Here is a 16,888-nt window from a genome sequence, read left to right on the forward strand (position 1 = left end):
ATGAATGGACAAATTCTACACATTGTCTGACGTGCTCCACTGTAATACCATGTCTGGAGCCAGGTGCAGGCAACGTAATAACGTCAGCACCAGAATCGATCAAGTCCTTAATAATTTCATTGGAAGGTCTCTCGCTCAGTGGATCCCCCAATACTTTCTCAATGGTTCCGTCTTCCCATTTTCCGGCGCAGATCAGGATTTTGTCTCCCAGTGTTTCTTTTGCCAGCTTGGTAGCCTCAATGATCCGTTCAAAGGTTGTACCTGCGGAAGGATTTCCTCCCAATACGATAAAGTCAGCTCCAATCTCTAAGGCACGCAGGAAGTTCTCTCTGGAAGCGATTCTTCCTTCTTTGGCCTCCACATATTGTTCTCCCGCAACCTGAGCATCCGGGCTTGGACACTCAAAATAAATACCGAGCGGAACACCGGCCCATTCCTTGATTTGCTTCAGGCTATACGGCTTATCAGCCAGCTTGCCATGCTTCATTTCACGCAATCCGATATTGGATTCTTCCTTGATCATATCAAAGCCATTCAGCATAACCATATCTGCGCCGTAAGCTGCTTGGATCTCCGCATTGGTAACGCCATCGACCAGGCCGGAATTCAGCATCACATGATGCTGTCCCATAATGACGCGCCCTTCAGAAGCCAGAATGGATTCTTTTAGATCTGCTGCGCTAAATTTCAAAATATCCGTTTTCGTGCTTGCGATTAATCTTTTTGCCAATGTAATCTCCTCCAAGTCATTTATGTTTTAAGTGGTCGTTCGTCAGCACAAATGCTGTTCCTCGATGTCGGATATCATCTTGATGCGGTCGCCATGGCGTCCTCCTTCAAACTCAGCCTCCAGCCATGATTTCACTATCATTTTCGCCAATTCGCTTCCGACGACACGTGCACCGAATGCAAGAACATTTGTATTGTTGTGCTGCTTGGACAGCTGTGCAGAGTAAGGCTCGCTGCATACTACAGCCCGAATTCCCTTGACTTTGTTGGCCGAGATGGATATTCCCACGCCTGTGCCGCAAATCAGAATGCCTGCGTCAGCCTGCTTTCCGACCACAGCCTCTGCAACGAGCTTTCCATACTTCGGATAGTCGGTTCTTTCTGAAGTTTGCGGTCCATAGTCCATGACCTCATGACCCAGTTCATTAAGATAAGTTGAAATCGTCGTTTTAAGCTCTACAGCCACATGGTCGCTACCGATGGCAATTTTCATGGCTTTATTCCTCCCCGAATTAGATATTTTTTAATCTGTTAATGATGGTTTTGTAAGATTCTTCTTTACCAAACAAAGTGGATGTCCCCAGTACGAATCCTTCAACCCCGTAGTGTGCCAATTCGTTGATCTTCTCTTCGGAGATAGCCCCATCAACCACGATTGTATAATTCAATCCCTTTTCGTGTTTAAAAGCTTGCAGCGCTTTAATCTTGTCGTTCACGAAGGGTAAATATTTTTGCCCTGCAAAACCCGGATTTACGGTCATGACCAACACATAGTCAACCATGCCAAGTAAAGGTTCTACTGCAGCAATGGCTGTCCCCGGATTAAGAGCGATTCCCGCTTTTACCCCTCTTCCAACAATTCGGTCAATGGTGCGCGTCGGGTGCATATCGGCCTCCGGGTGAAAATAAATGATGTCTGCACCCTTATCGGCAAATAAATCAATATAGGCGGAAGGGTTGTCTATCATCAGATGTACATCCATTGTTTTTTGGGTTTGTTTACGGATAAACTCCAAATCCTGAAGCCCCATTCCGAAATTAGGGACAAATCTACCATCCATAATATCAATATGATAAATATCCACATTGGCTTCTTCCAGCGCGTTTACTTCATGTTCCAAGGAGCTGAAATTAGCGCACATCATGGAAGGACATAATAACATACTCATTCATAATCACCCTTCTTTTAAAATAGAGTAAACGATTACTCAAACGACATAATCTGTTTAACATTTTCCAAAAAGCAGCAGTTGATCTTTATGCCCTTTGGTATTGAATAAATCAGTAGAGAAAACGTTTACCCATTGAAAAAAATAACAACAGTTCATGGCTCGAACTTCATCACTTGTTGGTTTCTCACACATCATATGGATTCTGACTCTCTTGGGTAAACGATTACATTTAACATAATTAAAGTTATCATTTTCTGATATTGTTGTCAAACCATTTTTTTGTTGGATATTAAACGGGAAAGTTTACAGCATAATAGAGCACAGCTCAACCATCTTACTCTGGAGAGGTAAAACAGTACCTATGCTCACCTCTCCCTTGGCTAATGCAAGATGATATCTGACCACGAAACTAGGTGGTACTGCGTTGTATCAATCGTACTGGGATGGAATAATGCTGCTCTTGTTCCATCTTGTCTCCACTCAGCATACGAAGCAGCATACTGGAAGCTTTATCTGCAAGTGTTTCTTTATCCTGTTCAATTGTAGTCAATGGCGGATTACAGTATTGGGAAATTGTGTCATTATCAAAACCCACTATCTTGACTTCACCGGGGACCTGTACTCCGAATTTCTGTAACGCCAGTAATCCGCCCAAAGCCAACCAGTCATTAGTTGCAAAAATACCGTCAAACCGCAGTCCTTTTTCCAAGACATGTTTAATAGCAGCCTGTGCGGTCTCCAGAGTAGGCCCATCATTGCGAACTGCAACCAAGTGGTCCTCGGATGGATGCAGTCCATGCTTTTGCAAAGCATCTTTATACCCGTACAGACGCTCATTAACAGAGGATAGATTGTTTTGCTTGGTCAACAGCAAAATTTCCTTGCAGCCTTTGTTAATCAGCTCCTCTGTCGCCAAAAATCCACCCTCATAATGATTGGACTCAATAAAAGCTACGTTCGTATTAATCTTTGGTCGTCGGTCAATACATACAATCGGAATGGGACGTTTAAGCAATTCCGCAGAAAGCTCCTCCTGACCCGAAATGCAGATCAGACCATCTACCATTTTTCCATCCAAAGTTTTCAAATATTCTCGTTCCTTCTCCGCATCTTTAGCAGTATTACATATAATGGTAGAATATCCTTGTTTAAAAAAGAAGCTTTCCACTTTTTGTACAATGACTGAAAAAAATTCATTATTAATATCCGGCACCAAAACGCCAATCGTCTGTGATTTACTCATCCGCAGGCTTTTGGCGATGCTGTTAGTCTCATATTGGTACTTTTGGATTACTTCAACAACCTTCTGCCGTGTTTCCTCAGAGAAGCGACCATTCTCGTTAATCACACGGGAAACCGTAGCTACAGAAACTCCACTTAACCTGGCAATATCCTTTATGGACACTTGATTTTTTTTCATATTATTTCCCTCAAATAATTATATTGAGTAAACGTTTTCCTGATTGGAGATTAACATAATCCTAATATGGGTGTCAACTGACACACTAGCATAGAAAGAGTTTTCCGCCAAAATACGAAGAGACCACAAGTCAACATACCATTTAATGAGTAAATACAACCTTTATAAGGAATACTTTAGGAACAACTTGTATCTTAAGGAAAAATGAATTAATCGTATGGAGGTGATCATCATGTGGTCTAAAATAATTTCTTATATTCCAAGCTGGAGTACACTCTTTCAAGCAGGCCTCGCGTTGATTATTCCTTTAGGGATTTATTATATAAACACCTCGATTTATTCGTTTGTTGGCAGTAAGGGAGCGAAATCCAAGCATTCTTCTGGTCGTTCTCTTTCCGACGAACATAACGAAGGCCACACTGATCAGCAGCATGAACCAAGCTCCAAAATTACAGGGAATTATGATTCCGACTTAAAGTCGATCCAAGAAGCTATAGGCGAAAATAGTGATGTGCATTTTCGTGAGTTTGTAGTAAAGAAATATCATGCACGGTCCGTTTTAGTCTTCATAGATGGTATGCAGGATGAAAAGCTAATGAGCAAGCAGGTATTGGAGGTCTTGATGTTTGACGGCCAGCAGGCCCCACAGGAACAGCAGGAAAGTATAAATAGCTCTTTTATAAAAGAAAGCTTGATGCCGCTTACGCAAATTAGTGAAGTTGCTGATATGGAGGACCTGCAAGAGTCTATACTTTTAGGGCATACTGCCTTATTAATTGAAGGAATGAAGGGAGCACTGCTGGTAGGCTCGCCTAATGGCGCCATTCGCTCCGTCAATGAACCAACCTCTGAAGCATTACTTCGGGGTCCCAGGATCGGTTTTACGGAGGTATTAAGTGAAAATACTTCGATGCTTCGACGCCAAGGCATAAACAAAAGTCTGGAAATGAAGAAATTCCAAGTGGGAAGCCGAATCAAAAAAGATCTGGTTGTCGCGTACATCAAGGATATTGTGAATCCGGATCTCCTCGAAGAAGTAAACAGCAGAATTTCAAAAATAGACATGGACTTTTTAGCTGAATCCGGTTATGTGGAGCAACTTATTGAAGACAATTATTTAAGTCCGTTCCAGCAGGCTCACAACACTGAGCGCCCCGACCGTGTCATGAGTGCCTTGTTGGAAGGAAGAGTAGCGATTCTGCTGGATGGTACTCCCTTTGCACTTATTGTTCCGGTGACCTTCAGTATGCTACTCCAATCTCCCGAGGACTATTATGAGCGCTGGATTCCAGGGACACTTTTACGGGTGTTGCGATTTTTCGGAGCATTTATAGCGCTTATGGGTCCTGCTTTATATATCTCTTTTATATCGTTCCATCCCGGTTTGATTCCAACCAAGCTGATTATTAGCATCATCGAGACCCGTCAAGGCGTTCCTTTTCCATCTGTCATAGAAGTTATGATTCTGGAAATCTCTATCGAAATCCTGCGGGAAGCTGGCATACGATTGCCCAAGCCTATTGGTCCTGCCATGGGCATTGTGGGAGGCTTAGTCATCGGCGACGCTGCTGTCAATGCGGGCATTGTTAGCCCGTTCCTTGTGATTGTAGTTTCGGTTACTGCCATCTCTTCGTTTTCGATACCGACATATAGTGCGGGCATTACCTTGCGTCTTTTGCGTTTCGTCGGCATGCTATTTGCAGCAATCCTGGGCATGTTTGGAACCGTATTGTTCTTTCTGTTAATTTGTATCCATCTGACGAAATTAAAAAGCTTTGGCGTACCGTATGTGACTCCCTTCTCCCCTATGCGTCCAAGCGACTGGAAGGATGTGTACATTCGAGCCCCTATATCTCTGATGAAACGAAGACCCGTTATGATGAAAACTCAGCAAAGCAAGCGCAAATCATAGCACCCGGAGGAAGGAGGAAGGATTGTGTTTAGACGTTCTGATGATAAGATTACATCCAAACAGGCGGCAGTATTCCTGACCAATACGGTATTGGGCGCAGGGATTTTGACACTGCCGAGAGGTGTAACTGAAACGGTAAAGACTCCGGATGCATGGCTCTCTGTCCTGCTTGGCGGATGTATTGTCATATTAGTGGTGTTGCTCATGGTAAAATTAAGCCAACAATTTCCCGGAAACACTGTGTATCAATACTCCAGGAGAATCGTCGGTATCATTCCAGGAGGATTTTTAAGTCTATTATTAATCATATACTTTATCATCATCGCTGGCTTTGAGATTCGTGTTTTAGCTGAAGTGACGATTTATTTTTTGCTTGAAGGGACACCCATATGGGCGATTGTGATTCCATTCATCTGGGTGGGAAGTTATCTGGTTTTTGGAGGTATTAATCCCATTGCGCGGTTATACCAGATTGTACTCCCGATCAGTCTCTTCTTTTTACTCATCTGTTTTGTCCTTAGCCTAAGGATCTTTGAAATTGACCATCTTCGTCCTGTATTGAGTAACGGTATTCTTCCAGTAGTTAAGGGGCTAAAGTCGACTGTCCTTGTTTTCACTGGATGTGAAGTCGTCATGACACTGGTCGCTTTCTTGCAGTACCCTGAAAAAGCCGTAAAGGCCATGGTAGTGGGAATCAGCATCCCTTGGGTATTATACTTTTTGACCGTAGTTATGGTAGTTGGCGGGTTATCGGTGGACTCTACTATAACAAGTACCTGGCCCACCATTAATTTAATGCGCAGCTTTGAAATCTCCGGATTTCTTTTTGAACGTCTTGAGTTTCCGTTGCTGGTAATCTGGATGATGCAAATGTTTTGTAATTTCTGCAGTTTTTTCTTCAATGCATCCTTAGGTGTCTCACAGGTATTTGGCCTTAAATATCGTTATGCGATTTTCGGCTTAATCCCAATTATCTTTATCTCCACAATGACTCCTGTTCGTATGATGGAAGTGTTTAGCCTAGGCGATGCGATCGGATACATGGGAATCATTTTATTTTTTCTGGTCCCGGTATTTCTCTCCATCGTTTTCATGATCAGGAAGAAGGGAATGAAGCAAAATGTATAGGCAACAAATCCTATCTTTGCTGCTTGCCTTCATTCTCCTGGTAACTCAAGCCGGTTGCTGGAGCAGCAGAGAAATAGAAGAACTAAGCATGTATACAGGACTGGCTCTGGATAAGGGTGAGCCCAGCACAGTGGAAAAGGGCCTGGAAAAGGAAGGCAGCCGTTACTTCAAGAAAAACAAAATTACTGCCACTGTGCAAATCGTCCCCAAAAAGACTTTTGGAAACACGGCAAAACAAGGCGGTGGACAAGGGCCAAACTATATTAATATAGCTGCCACCGGGGATTCTTTACTTGAAATCTTCCGGCAATTATCCCTCCGTCTGGATCGCCCGATTATTGGTCACCATCTAAAGGTCCTGGTGGTTTCCACCAAATTGGCAGAACAACAGACGATGCAGCAATTGATGGATTTTGTGCTTCGTGATAATGATATTCGTCCGAGTTGTTTTGTTTTCTTAAGTAAGGAACGTGCAGCTGATACCTTAGTTACCAAATATAAGGACGAGGTCCCATCCATTCATATTCTGTATATGCTTCGTAATCATTTCAGAACCAGCAAGGTGATGAGAGGAGTCAATTTGTCTGAATTGGATGGGTTGATGCACTCCAAAAAAAGCTATATATTGCAAAACATTTCTGAATCCGATGGGGAATTAGAATTTTCGGGTGCTGGTGTTATTAAAGGAGACACCGGTCACTGGATCGGTAGTTTGGGACAACAAGACGTAGAGAGCATTGCATGGATTAAAGGTGATGTTGAGGGCGGAGCTGTCAAAACGTATGACAAGCGGAATGAAGCTATAACTTATGAGATCAAATCGGTAAAAAGCAAAATAACAGCTAAGGTGACCGAGGGTAACGATATCTCGTTTCACGTAAAAATTGAATCCAAAGGACGTTTAATCGAAAACTGGGATGAGAAAGTGAACCCGACAGAGACACGAAACATGAAAGAGGCTGAGAAAGAATTTGAAAAAGAAGTGACTAGAAGGATTAAGTCTCTTATGCACAAATTACAATCAGAATATAAAGTCGATGTCGCCAGTTTTGGTGAACGTTTAAATATTGAGCAGCCTCAAGTGTGGAAAAAAGTAAAGGATGATTGGGATTACAAATTCAGCAAAATACCCGTAACCTTCGATATAAAATTATCTATTACGGATTTAGGCTCATCTGCCGAATGAAAGAGTCGAATTGGCCTTATATAAAAGCCAATTCGACTTAAGATTCGCGGTTGTCTTCATAACCATCCAACACTGCAACGGTCGCTCCTGAATTTCCAGAAGCGGCTACACGCTTAATTCAAATTGATTTTAAATACATCCCCTGCATGGCCACCTAAAACGATCAAGCCACCTTTGGGCAGTACAACCGAATTGTTATTGCTAGCAGTTGAAAATTTTACAACCGCACCGTTTTCATCATAGACAGCGAAGCCTCCGCTTTTTGGAAAATCAACGGTCATCGTTTTATTGGCTGAGTTTTTATCTATTTTATACCATGTGGCTTGGCCATTAGATGGTATGGTGTACACTGATTTTCCTCCCAAGATAGGTTTAACAGCATCTTCACTGATATAGGATTGTCCATCTATGGTTAAATACTCCGAACCATCCTTGGTATAAAAATTCAGATCAAATGCATCTCTTCCACTCATAACAGGAATCTCAACGGCATTTACTGCTTTATTCTCATCCACAATTTTAGTACCACTTGCGTATCCATCATGATCAACGGATATTTTTTTTGTTATAAATGAGGGGGCCAGATAAAATATGGAAGATATCTTTTCATCCAAAGCATAATAATTTTTCCCGTTTCTATTTTCCCATGCCTTTTTAACTGTAGTATTTAGAGGATTGGCATCAAACTTTTGATATTCATAAATCACCATAACCATTTGGCCTAATCCCGGAAAGTTTAAATAAATGTTAGCCTTAATATACGTTTTCCCGTTTTTTTGTTTGTCAAAGCTTACGGCTACACTGCCATCACTGCTTTTGAATTGTCCATCACCTGTATACACATATTTTTGCGCCGGGACGAATCCATCCAAAAAAGCAGGTAAATCAAACTCACCGTTTTTAATCTCTACATTGATGGTTGTACCCACAGAACCGTATAATCCCGAATAAGAAAGTAAATCAGATGGCATTTCCACTTTTACAGGAGCCTCAAATGTTTTATCCGGTATGATGTCTTTAATGATGCCCTTATCTTTTAAAACTTCCAATAAAACGTTAGAAGCAAAAATACTATCTAAGATGGAAGACCCTCCAGATGAAAGCACAGCCATAGAAATTTGATGCTCTGGTATGGTGATCAAAGTAGAGTGATACAAAACAGTATCCCCACCCTTGGATAGCGCAGTTATTCCGTAATCACTAAACGGTGCCAACTGAACCGCATCCCAGCCAAGCCCATAATTAAAGCTGTTTGTCTCCTCAGGTACCCATATTCCTTTTCGATATTCATGACTTTGCATGGACTTCGCCGATTGTGCAGATAAAATATCGGGTCTGTTCCCCATTAATACTTCTGAAAACATAGCCACCTCTTCTGCGGTAGAGTATAAGCCCCCTGTCCCGATGACATTGGCATTTTCAACGGGTAAGGCCCCCTCAATCGCAGGAAAATAAGTTTTGGACAGCTTTTGTCTGTCAAACTGATCGAGTGGTGTTTTCGTAGAGTTCAAACCCAAAGGGGCACTAATATGCTTTGCCAGAAATTCGGTATAACTTAGACCACTCACCCGTTCAACCAATATTTCAAGCAATTGAAAACTATCATTACTATATACAGAATATTCGCCGGGGTTGGATTTTAAAGTTTCTGATCGTAATCTCAGCAATAGCTCATCATGATTTTCTGTATCATTGTCATTAAATAACATACTATTTTTATAGTGGGCACCGTAAAGACCCGACGAATGATTTAACAGCATACGCGGTGTAATTTGTTTGTATCTTTCATCAGCCATTGTAAAGTCCTTAATGTATGTTGTTAGCGGCTGATCAATATCTACCTTATGGGCATCCACCAGCATCATCGTTGCAGCAGATACATACATTTTGCTTGTAGAGCCTATACCGAACATCGTATCCTTGGTGATTGGCTCGTTGGTTGCTTTATTCTTTACACCCACGCTATCCGATAATACGATGTTTCCATGGTCCCTAATGGCATACTGCACACCGCTAGCACCGTATTTGGATACCAGCTCCGAGGCCAGATTGCGAGCCTTTTCCTTAATGGGTTCAGGATTGTCTTGAGCAAAAGCATTCGTCATCGGCAGTACAAAAAGCATAGCCGAAATGAACACAGCTATTATTTTCTTCATTCCATATTTCCTCCTCTTATGGGTTCCCAGATTATTACTGGACTGATCATACAATGAACGAGGATTCTATATAAAAAAGTCACCCTGAAACGAAAAAAACAATCCCTAAACAGCAAGATGTCTAAGAATTGTCCTTATAAAATGGCAATAAAACCATATTATCGAATACTTTATTTTTTGTTTCAATGGTCATATTCCCACCGTATTTGTCACATATTCTGGATATATTGGTCAAGCCAATGCCATGTACATCCGGGTTTGATTTTTGACTATGCAAATGAGCCACTTCATTCTCCACATGATTAAGGATGTGAATGAAAAGCGCGGACTCATTGGAATGTATTTTAATAAGAATGTACCTATCATCCGCAATCTTGATCTTTTTAGATGCTTCTATGGCATTATCCAGCATATTGCCCAGAGCGACACACAAGTCATAACGTTCAATATTTACTTTTTGTGAATACAAGTTAAGCTGAGTATCCACCTTGATGCCATTGGCCTGAGCAATATTAAGACTATTTGTGACAAGAGCATCTATAACCAGATTACCGGTATTAACCCTTTGATAGGCTCCTTCGATTTTATTTAATGTAACCTTAATATGTTCACTCGCCTCAGCCAATTCATTTCTCTTGATACATTCTTCAATATACAAAAACTGTTGGTGTGTATCATGAATGATTCTTTTCATATTTTTGAAGCTGTAAACCGTTTTTTCGTAGTTAGCATCTTGGTAGTCCATCTGATGTTGTAATTGAGCATTTTCATGCATTAATTGAAATTTTTCAATGATATTATCGAAAATATATATGATAAAAACATTTAAAAAAATAAAGCTAATAATAGAACCAAAATAATACATATTCTTTTCACTATAAACAGATAAAACATTGACCTGGTATAAACTTATGATGGGAACGATTAAAAATAAAATATAGTAACGATGCTGCAAAGGGAAGGTTCTGCGTTTGGCAAATAGCCGTATAATCTGAATGACAGCAAACATGATAATGCAGCTGAGTAACATAACCTTAGAGGATATCAAGTGATCTTGCCCACCCAAATGGCTAAAGTTGCTAATTTTAACGGAGCCTATAGCATATAAAATATAAAGAGATATAAAATTAACGATGGTTATCAATACAGCATAAAGGATAGAAAAAATGATCTTTGTCTTTATTTCCACTGTATACGAGTGCGCTAAACTAAATATGACAAGTAATGCCAAAATCGAGGATAGCGTAGGAGACAGATAAACACTTAAATATAAGATGTTCAGCAACCCGAAAATAATGAAATATATGAATCTATTTGGCTTTCGATTGGACTTATCAAAAACCGAGTTAAAGTAAAAATTCACTTGAAAGCACATCACCAGTACAACACATAGGTTAAGAAGCAGGTAGCTATATTCCATCATATTAATGCATCTTCATGATCATAAATTTGGTATATAGATCTTTAACTTCTTTTATTTTAGAACGCCCAATAGGTAACTTCACATCATTTGACATCAAAACATCACCGCCAGCAAATTTTTTCACATGAATTAAGTTTATAATAATCGAACGATGAATTTGTAGAAAATTATGTTCTTTTAATGCTGAAGCATAGTCCGAAAGAATCCCTTTGCTATCATAGGTTTTAGTAGAGGTTACAAAATGCAGTTTGTTTTTTATGGTTAAGCTTTTGGCCACTTCAATACTAATGATATCATCATATTTTAAAAGCACTTCCTCATAAGCTGACTTGATGATAACGAATTTTTTATCGAGAGATTGAAAATATTGACACAGCTTTATCATTTTTTCCTCAAAGATATGGGGAGCAATCGGTTTTATTAAATACTGAAATGTGACTACGTCAAAACTTTCCACCATATATTCAGGGTAGCTCGTTAAAAAAACAATCTGTTCATCCAGGTGATTTAAATTCCTTATTTTTTGGGCGGTTTGAATTCCGTTTATGCCATTCATTTCAACATCCAATATTAAGATATGGAATGGAGATTCATGGTTTTGATAATGAGATACCAGCTGTTCTCCTGAGTCGAATAATTCAACTTTAAATTCTATATTGGTCTTTATCGACAAAGTGATCAGCATATTTTTAACAAGTTCTCTGTGCTTGTGCTCATCATCGCAGATAGCCACTCTATACATAAATAACATACACCTCATTCCCATTGCATTGATCATGGAATTGTATTCTAAACAGTATATAACCTTTTAATATTCTATAAACAGCTTTTGGATAAAACGCAAATTCAAATCCCTCAAATGCCAGTATACAAGCTGCTCAGCAGTTGCATCCAAGGTAAAAAAGAAACCCTCGTCTTCAAAAGACGGGGTTTCTTAACTGTTTTATTGATCGTTATTAAAAAAATCAGTTCTTTTCTCTTCACCGTGGGAACGTCTGGCAAAGTCGACAAATTGGAATTTGTCCAGCCGATGCCTTGACTCGGTATACTGGAACAAGGTGGTGTCCTCCAGATAAACATAGTTACGTACTACGACCACATGAGTGTAGTTCTGAAGGTCCATCAGCTTATGATCTTCTTCGTCTGCATTTTCTACGGAAACCACTTTTTTGGCATAACTGATTTGAAGATGGAGTTCTCCCTCCAAATATTCGTAGATGGACCCACGACTAATTTCCTCGGTAAGCACAGGTACAATGTCTGATCGAAAGTAATCTTTATCCAGTATGACGCATTCACCCTCAATCTCACGCGCACGAATAACTTTCCAGACCAAATACTTGTCTTTGTTAATCTCAAGATGATTGGCTATGTCATCTGGAACTGGAATTAAATGATTTTCATGTACAATTGTTCGTGATGTACGCCCAATCCGTTCAGACATTTCCTTGAAACTGACCAAGCCTCCTATAGGGAAATCCATCCGTCCAATATCCAGAACAAAAGATCCTTTAGCTTTTATTTTATGGATATACCCATTTTGTGCAAGCAAGTGAAGTGCCTTACGTACGGTTTCGCGAGAAGTGTTATACTCTCGGGCCAGTTCATTTTCAGATGGCATTTTCGTGCCTGGAGCCAATTCGCCTGTCTGGATTCGTCCCGAGTACTCCTGATAAATTTGCAAAAATATATTCTTTGTCAATTTTCATCACCACGTTCATTGTAGCATCCTTTCACTTCCTGTTCACTAAAATAGGCTGTACGATGAATCTGACTTAATTCGTATTGTCTGATGAAGAATTCAAATGAATTCTCATTAAGGTATACTGCAAATCTTCTGCCTCACCTGGCAGTTCCTCAACCGATTCAATCATACTCTGACCATCCGGGACAATGACTGGTGTAATAATGGGGTATCCCGATTTCTGAATCAGCTCACGGTCAAATTCCATCAATAGTTGTCCTTGCTTTACGGTTTGACCTGTCTCCACATGCATGGTGAATCCTTCCCCCTTCAGGGACACCGTGTTAATTCCCACATGTACCAGAATCTGTACACCTGTCGGATGCTCTAAGATCAAGGCATGCTTGCTTTTCACCATGATGTGAATGACTTGCCCACTGAAAGGGGCAAGAATTTTGCCATCCTTCGGTTCCACTGCTATACCTTGACCCATCTGCCGTTCGGCAAAAGCCGGGTCAGGAACTTGTTCTAACGGTACAACACGTCCTCGTACGGGAGTCCTCACTTCAAGCACATCTAGTGCGGTATTTTGCGGAAGCGAGTCTTTCCTTACGGAATCATTGGCTGGTGCAGCCTGACGGCGCTTAGTTAACAACTTGCCATACATTAAAGTTAAAGCAAACGGCACAATTAACACGATCGCCATCCCGATGAAGAATACACCCCAGTTGTTTGGGAAAATAGACAAGAAGCCTGGAATCCCGCCCACACCAATGGAAGAAGCCATCACATGATTTACGGTGAGCAATATACCTGCAATACCGGAACCGATCATTGCGAATACAAACGGATATTTATATCGGATATTCACTCCGAATATGGCAGGCTCGGTTACACCCAGAAATGCAGACACTGAAGAGGTAAGAGCCAATCCTTTTCCCTTTTGCTCCTTCAATACCAGCATCATTGCCAGTGCTCCGGCACCCTGAGCGATATTGGACAGCGCCAGCATCGGCCAAAGGAATGTTCCACCCTGCGTACCAATTAATTGCACGTCCACCGCCAGGAAAGTATGGTGCATTCCCGTAATCACGAGCAAGGAGTACAAGCCTCCATAAATCAGGCCTCCCAGCGCAGGAGCCAAATCGAAAACGTATACAAGACCAGACGTAATGGCATTACCAATCATAAAAGTAACCGGACCGATCACTGTAAAAGCCAGAAACCCCGTTATTAATAATGTAATCGGTGCTACGAGTAACAGCTTAAATGAATCCGCTATCTTCTTATTTAGGAATTTCTCAATGTGGGCGAGCACGTAAGCGGATACTAAAACGGGTAAAACCTGTCCTTGATAACCAATCTTGTTCACTTCCCACCCAAACAAATTCCAAACCGGAACGGTGCCCTTTGTAACCGCATCCGCATAACCGTATGCACTTAGCAGATCCGGATGAACCAGAATCAGACCCAGTACGATCCCGAGTAAAGGACTGCCGCCAAACCTGACAACGGCCGACCATCCAATTAAGGCAGGTAGAAATGTAAATGCGGTGCTGGCAATGGTGTTAATGATAGCAGCAAAGTCGGTCCATTGAGGATAGACCTGAACCAAAGCCATTCCTTCGAAGAAGATTCCCTTACCAGTCAAAATATTATTTATTCCAAGCAATAAGCCTGCAGTCACGATTGCGGGCAAGATAGGGATAAAAATATCTGCCAGCGTCTTGATGGCACGCTGAATTGGATTTTGTTTTTTGCTTGCCGCATTTTTGACATCGTCTTTAGAAGCCCGACTACCTCCTGTAATGGAGATCATTTCGTCATATACCTTATCCACCAGACCTGGGCCAATTACGACCTGATACTGTCCTTGTGAAGAAAATTGGCCTTTGACCAGATCATTTTGTTCGAGTGCATCTTTGTCTACCAGCTTATCATCATAAAGGGCAAATCGCAGACGAGTTACGCAATGCGTAGAGGCCTCTATGTTGTCTTTGCCACCAACGGCTTTTATAATGTCTTCTACCTGTGATCTTTCAATCGCCATTTAGCCCACTCCCTTAACGTTCGCTCATTTTAAAGCAGCAACCCCGGTTATCAAAGATAACGTGCCCGTGCCCGGGGTGCTACTAGATGTCTCCATACTATTCACTAAGTCTACAAACAATCCACATATATGAAGCATATGGGGTCAAAGAGATCACTTGTTTTAGCTCCGGGGCGTGCTGGGTATTACCGATTAAAAGCTCAGCCCCAGCCAACGCATGATTTTCTAATGATGAATAAAATGAATCCGGTATACGGAATTGCGTATTCTGTCCGCTAAAATTGGAGATGACGATCAAAGTCTCCTCTTCATTGCTGCGTTGATAGGCATAGACCTGAGGATGAGCTTCGTCCAGGCGTAGATAATTCCCATCGGTAATGACTTGCACCGTCTTACGCAGATGAATTAGCTTACGGTAATGGTGATAGATAGAGTTCGGGTCCTCTAACTGAGCCTGAACATTAATCTGTGGATATCGTTCATCTACCTTAATCCAGGGAGTACCTGAAGTGAAGCCCGCATTGCGAGTGCCATCCCACTGCATCGGTGTTCTCGAATTATCACGAGACCGCTCTCGAATGATATTCAATGCTTCTTCTGCACTTTTGCCTTGCTCCTGTAAGATACGATACATATTCAGAGATTCAACATCCCGAAACTCTTCAATGTCTGCCCACTGCGGGTTGGCCATCCCAATCTCTTCACCCTGAAATATATAAGGCGTTCCTTGAAGACCATGTAGCGTGGTTGCCAGCAGCTTGGCGCTTTCCGCTTGGTATTCGCCATCATCCAAAAAACGAGAGATTGCCCTTGGCTGATCATGATTATTAAAAAACAATGCACTCCAGCCACCACCCTGTTGCATGCCCGTTTGCCAATCCGAGAATAGCTTTTTCAGCATTTCAAAATCATATGGCATCAATTCCCACTTTTGTCCATTTGGATAATCCACCTTCAAATGATGAAAATTAAAGGTCATGGACAATTCTTTTCTCTCTGGATTGGAATAACGGATACAGTGATCCAGTGAGGTGGAGGACATCTCACCCACAGTGACGCTATTCTGTTTGGCAAATACTTTCTCATGTAACTCATGGATGTATTCATGCACATGTGGACCGTCCGTATAATACTTACGTCCGTCGCCAGGAGCCGTGCTTCTATCATCGTCCGAGAATTGCTGATCCTTGGAAATCAAATTAATGACATCCAGTCGGAAACCACTAACTCCCTTCTCAGCCCAAAATTCCAGCAGATTGACAACTTCTTGACGGACTTTGGGATTTTCCCAGTTTAGATCCGCCTGAGTCTTATCAAACAGTGTCAGGAAATATTGGCCTGTTGCCTCGTCATATTGCCAAGCTGGTCCACCAAATTTGGAAACCCAATTGTTTGGAGGTCCACCATCGGGTGCTGGATCACGCCAGAAATAGTAGTCCCTATACTCACTATCCTTAGAAAGCCGTGCCTCCTGGAACCAGGCATGTTCTGTGGAAGAATGGTTAACCACGATGTCGATCATTAGGTACATCCCACGCGCCCGGATTCCCTCGCTCAATTCTTCAAAATCCTGCATTGTTCCATAATCGGGATTAATCTGGCAATAATCGGCTACATCATACCCGTTATCACGTTGTGGTGAGACATATACAGGCTGCAACCAGACAATATCCACACCCAGTTTTTTTAAATAATCCAGCTTTTGCGTCAGTCCTCTTATATCACCGGTTCCTTTGCCCGTTGTATCGTTAAAACTTTTGGGATAAACCTGATAGACCACTGATTTGCGCCACCAGTCCTTATCTTGAGGAATTAAAGTCTTGTTCATTGCTTCCATTCATGCTCATTCCTTTCTTGCGAAATGAAGTAGCGTAAAAAATAATATAACGCTTTCAACATCTTGTATATACAAGATTAAGTCATGTATATACAAGTTGTCAACAGCTTTATCTATTAAGGTAATACCCGTTTTGCAGCTAAATGATCAGGAGACTCATCCATTCTGTCCGATTGTATGTTATGACTCGT

General features: G+C 41.4%; 13 protein-coding genes. 3 read left to right on the forward strand and 10 right to left on the reverse strand.

The genetic code is table 11. The features are described from left to right. The 4 genes from GRP75_RS04480 to GRP75_RS04495 all read right to left on the reverse strand — a co-directional run. On the reverse strand, window positions 1-730 hold a 730-nt coding region (locus GRP75_RS04480), incomplete at its 3' end, for a DUF7916 family protein (protein ID WP_160788703.1). A 42-nt stretch (window positions 731-772) separates the two neighbouring features. Continuing rightward, a complete protein-coding gene (gene rpiB, locus GRP75_RS04485) occupies window positions 773-1,222 on the reverse strand; it encodes a ribose 5-phosphate isomerase B (protein WP_023986894.1) in 450 nt (149 codons plus the stop codon). A 19-nt stretch (window positions 1,223-1,241) separates the two neighbouring features. Beyond that, window positions 1,242-1,898, reverse strand: a complete 657-nt coding sequence (rpe, locus tag GRP75_RS04490) for a ribulose-phosphate 3-epimerase (protein WP_068941342.1) — start codon at window positions 1,896-1,898, stop codon at window positions 1,242-1,244. Between the two features lie 412 nt (window positions 1,899-2,310). Beyond that, the gene (locus GRP75_RS04495; RefSeq protein WP_028541072.1) at window positions 2,311-3,321 is read right to left on the reverse strand and encodes a LacI family DNA-binding transcriptional regulator; all 1,011 of its coding nucleotides are present in this window, start codon (window positions 3,319-3,321) and stop codon (window positions 2,311-2,313) included. Window positions 3,322-3,553: 232 nt separating this feature from the next. Here GRP75_RS04495 and GRP75_RS04500 point away from each other — a divergent pair, with 232 nt between their 5' ends. Genes GRP75_RS04500 through GRP75_RS04510 form a run of 3 tightly spaced genes read left to right on the forward strand, consistent with a single transcriptional unit; the run spans window position 3,554 to window position 7,547 of the window. Continuing rightward, a complete protein-coding gene (locus GRP75_RS04500; RefSeq protein ID WP_160788704.1) occupies window positions 3,554-5,233 on the forward strand; it encodes a spore germination protein in 1,680 nt (559 codons plus the stop codon). Between the two features lie 24 nt (window positions 5,234-5,257). Then, the gene (locus GRP75_RS04505; protein ID WP_160788705.1) at window positions 5,258-6,361 is read left to right on the forward strand and encodes a GerAB/ArcD/ProY family transporter; all 1,104 of its coding nucleotides are present in this window, start codon (window positions 5,258-5,260) and stop codon (window positions 6,359-6,361) included. Further along, on the forward strand, window positions 6,354-7,547 hold the full coding sequence (locus tag GRP75_RS04510; protein WP_160788706.1) for a Ger(x)C family spore germination protein: 1,194 nt from the start codon (window positions 6,354-6,356) through the stop codon (window positions 7,545-7,547). The genes GRP75_RS04505 and GRP75_RS04510 overlap by 8 nt, the downstream gene beginning before the upstream one ends. A gap of 113 nt (window positions 7,548-7,660) precedes the next feature. On the opposite strand, the gene GRP75_RS04515 is transcribed toward GRP75_RS04510, so the two are convergent. From GRP75_RS04515 to treC, 6 genes are all read right to left on the reverse strand, one after another. Further along, a complete protein-coding gene (locus GRP75_RS04515) occupies window positions 7,661-9,703 on the reverse strand; it encodes a serine hydrolase domain-containing protein (RefSeq protein WP_160788707.1) in 2,043 nt (680 codons plus the stop codon). A gap of 121 nt (window positions 9,704-9,824) precedes the next feature. Continuing rightward, window positions 9,825-11,126, reverse strand: coding sequence for an ATP-binding protein (locus GRP75_RS04520; protein WP_160788708.1), 1,302 nt, complete (start codon window positions 11,124-11,126; stop codon window positions 9,825-9,827). A gap of 1 nt (window position 11,127) precedes the next feature. Next, the gene (locus GRP75_RS04525; RefSeq protein WP_160788709.1) at window positions 11,128-11,868 is read right to left on the reverse strand and encodes a LytR/AlgR family response regulator transcription factor; all 741 of its coding nucleotides are present in this window, start codon (window positions 11,866-11,868) and stop codon (window positions 11,128-11,130) included. Between the two features lie 201 nt (window positions 11,869-12,069). Next, window positions 12,070-12,828, reverse strand: a complete 759-nt coding sequence (gene treR / locus GRP75_RS04530) for a trehalose operon repressor (RefSeq protein WP_069079787.1) — start codon at window positions 12,826-12,828, stop codon at window positions 12,070-12,072. A gap of 73 nt (window positions 12,829-12,901) precedes the next feature. Then, window positions 12,902-14,860, reverse strand: coding sequence for a PTS system trehalose-specific EIIBC component (gene treP / locus GRP75_RS04535; protein ID WP_069079788.1), 1,959 nt, complete (start codon window positions 14,858-14,860; stop codon window positions 12,902-12,904). 97 nt (window positions 14,861-14,957) lie between these two features. Beyond that, on the reverse strand, window positions 14,958-16,697 hold the full coding sequence (gene treC / locus GRP75_RS04540) for an alpha,alpha-phosphotrehalase (RefSeq protein ID WP_160788710.1): 1,740 nt from the start codon (window positions 16,695-16,697) through the stop codon (window positions 14,958-14,960). Between the last annotated feature and the right edge of the window lie 191 nt (window positions 16,698-16,888).

This window comes from Paenibacillus sp. OT2-17 (genome assembly GCF_009827695.1).
GTDB classification, from domain to species: domain Bacteria; phylum Bacillota; class Bacilli; order Paenibacillales; family Paenibacillaceae; genus Paenibacillus; species Paenibacillus polymyxa_B.

Coding starts and splice junctions, on each gene's coding strand:
- GRP75_RS04510 (WP_160788706.1), top strand. CDS start 6,354: ATGTATAGGCAACAAATCCTATCTTTGCTGCTTGCCTTCATTCTCCTG.
- rpe (WP_068941342.1), bottom strand. CDS start 1,898: ATGAGTATGTTATTATGTCCTTCCATGATGTGCGCTAATTTCAGCTCC.
- rpiB (WP_023986894.1), bottom strand. CDS start 1,222: ATGAAAATTGCCATCGGTAGCGACCATGTGGCTGTAGAGCTTAAAACG.
- GRP75_RS04515 (WP_160788707.1), bottom strand. CDS start 9,703: ATGAAGAAAATAATAGCTGTGTTCATTTCGGCTATGCTTTTTGTACTG.
- treC (WP_160788710.1), bottom strand. CDS start 16,697: ATGGAAGCAATGAACAAGACTTTAATTCCTCAAGATAAGGACTGGTGG.
- GRP75_RS04525 (WP_160788709.1), bottom strand. CDS start 11,868: ATGTATAGAGTGGCTATCTGCGATGATGAGCACAAGCACAGAGAACTT.
- GRP75_RS04520 (WP_160788708.1), bottom strand. CDS start 11,126: ATGATGGAATATAGCTACCTGCTTCTTAACCTATGTGTTGTACTGGTG.
- GRP75_RS04500 (WP_160788704.1), top strand. CDS start 3,554: ATGTGGTCTAAAATAATTTCTTATATTCCAAGCTGGAGTACACTCTTT.
- treP (WP_069079788.1), bottom strand. CDS start 14,860: ATGGCGATTGAAAGATCACAGGTAGAAGACATTATAAAAGCCGTTGGT.
- GRP75_RS04495 (WP_028541072.1), bottom strand. CDS start 3,321: ATGAAAAAAAATCAAGTGTCCATAAAGGATATTGCCAGGTTAAGTGGA.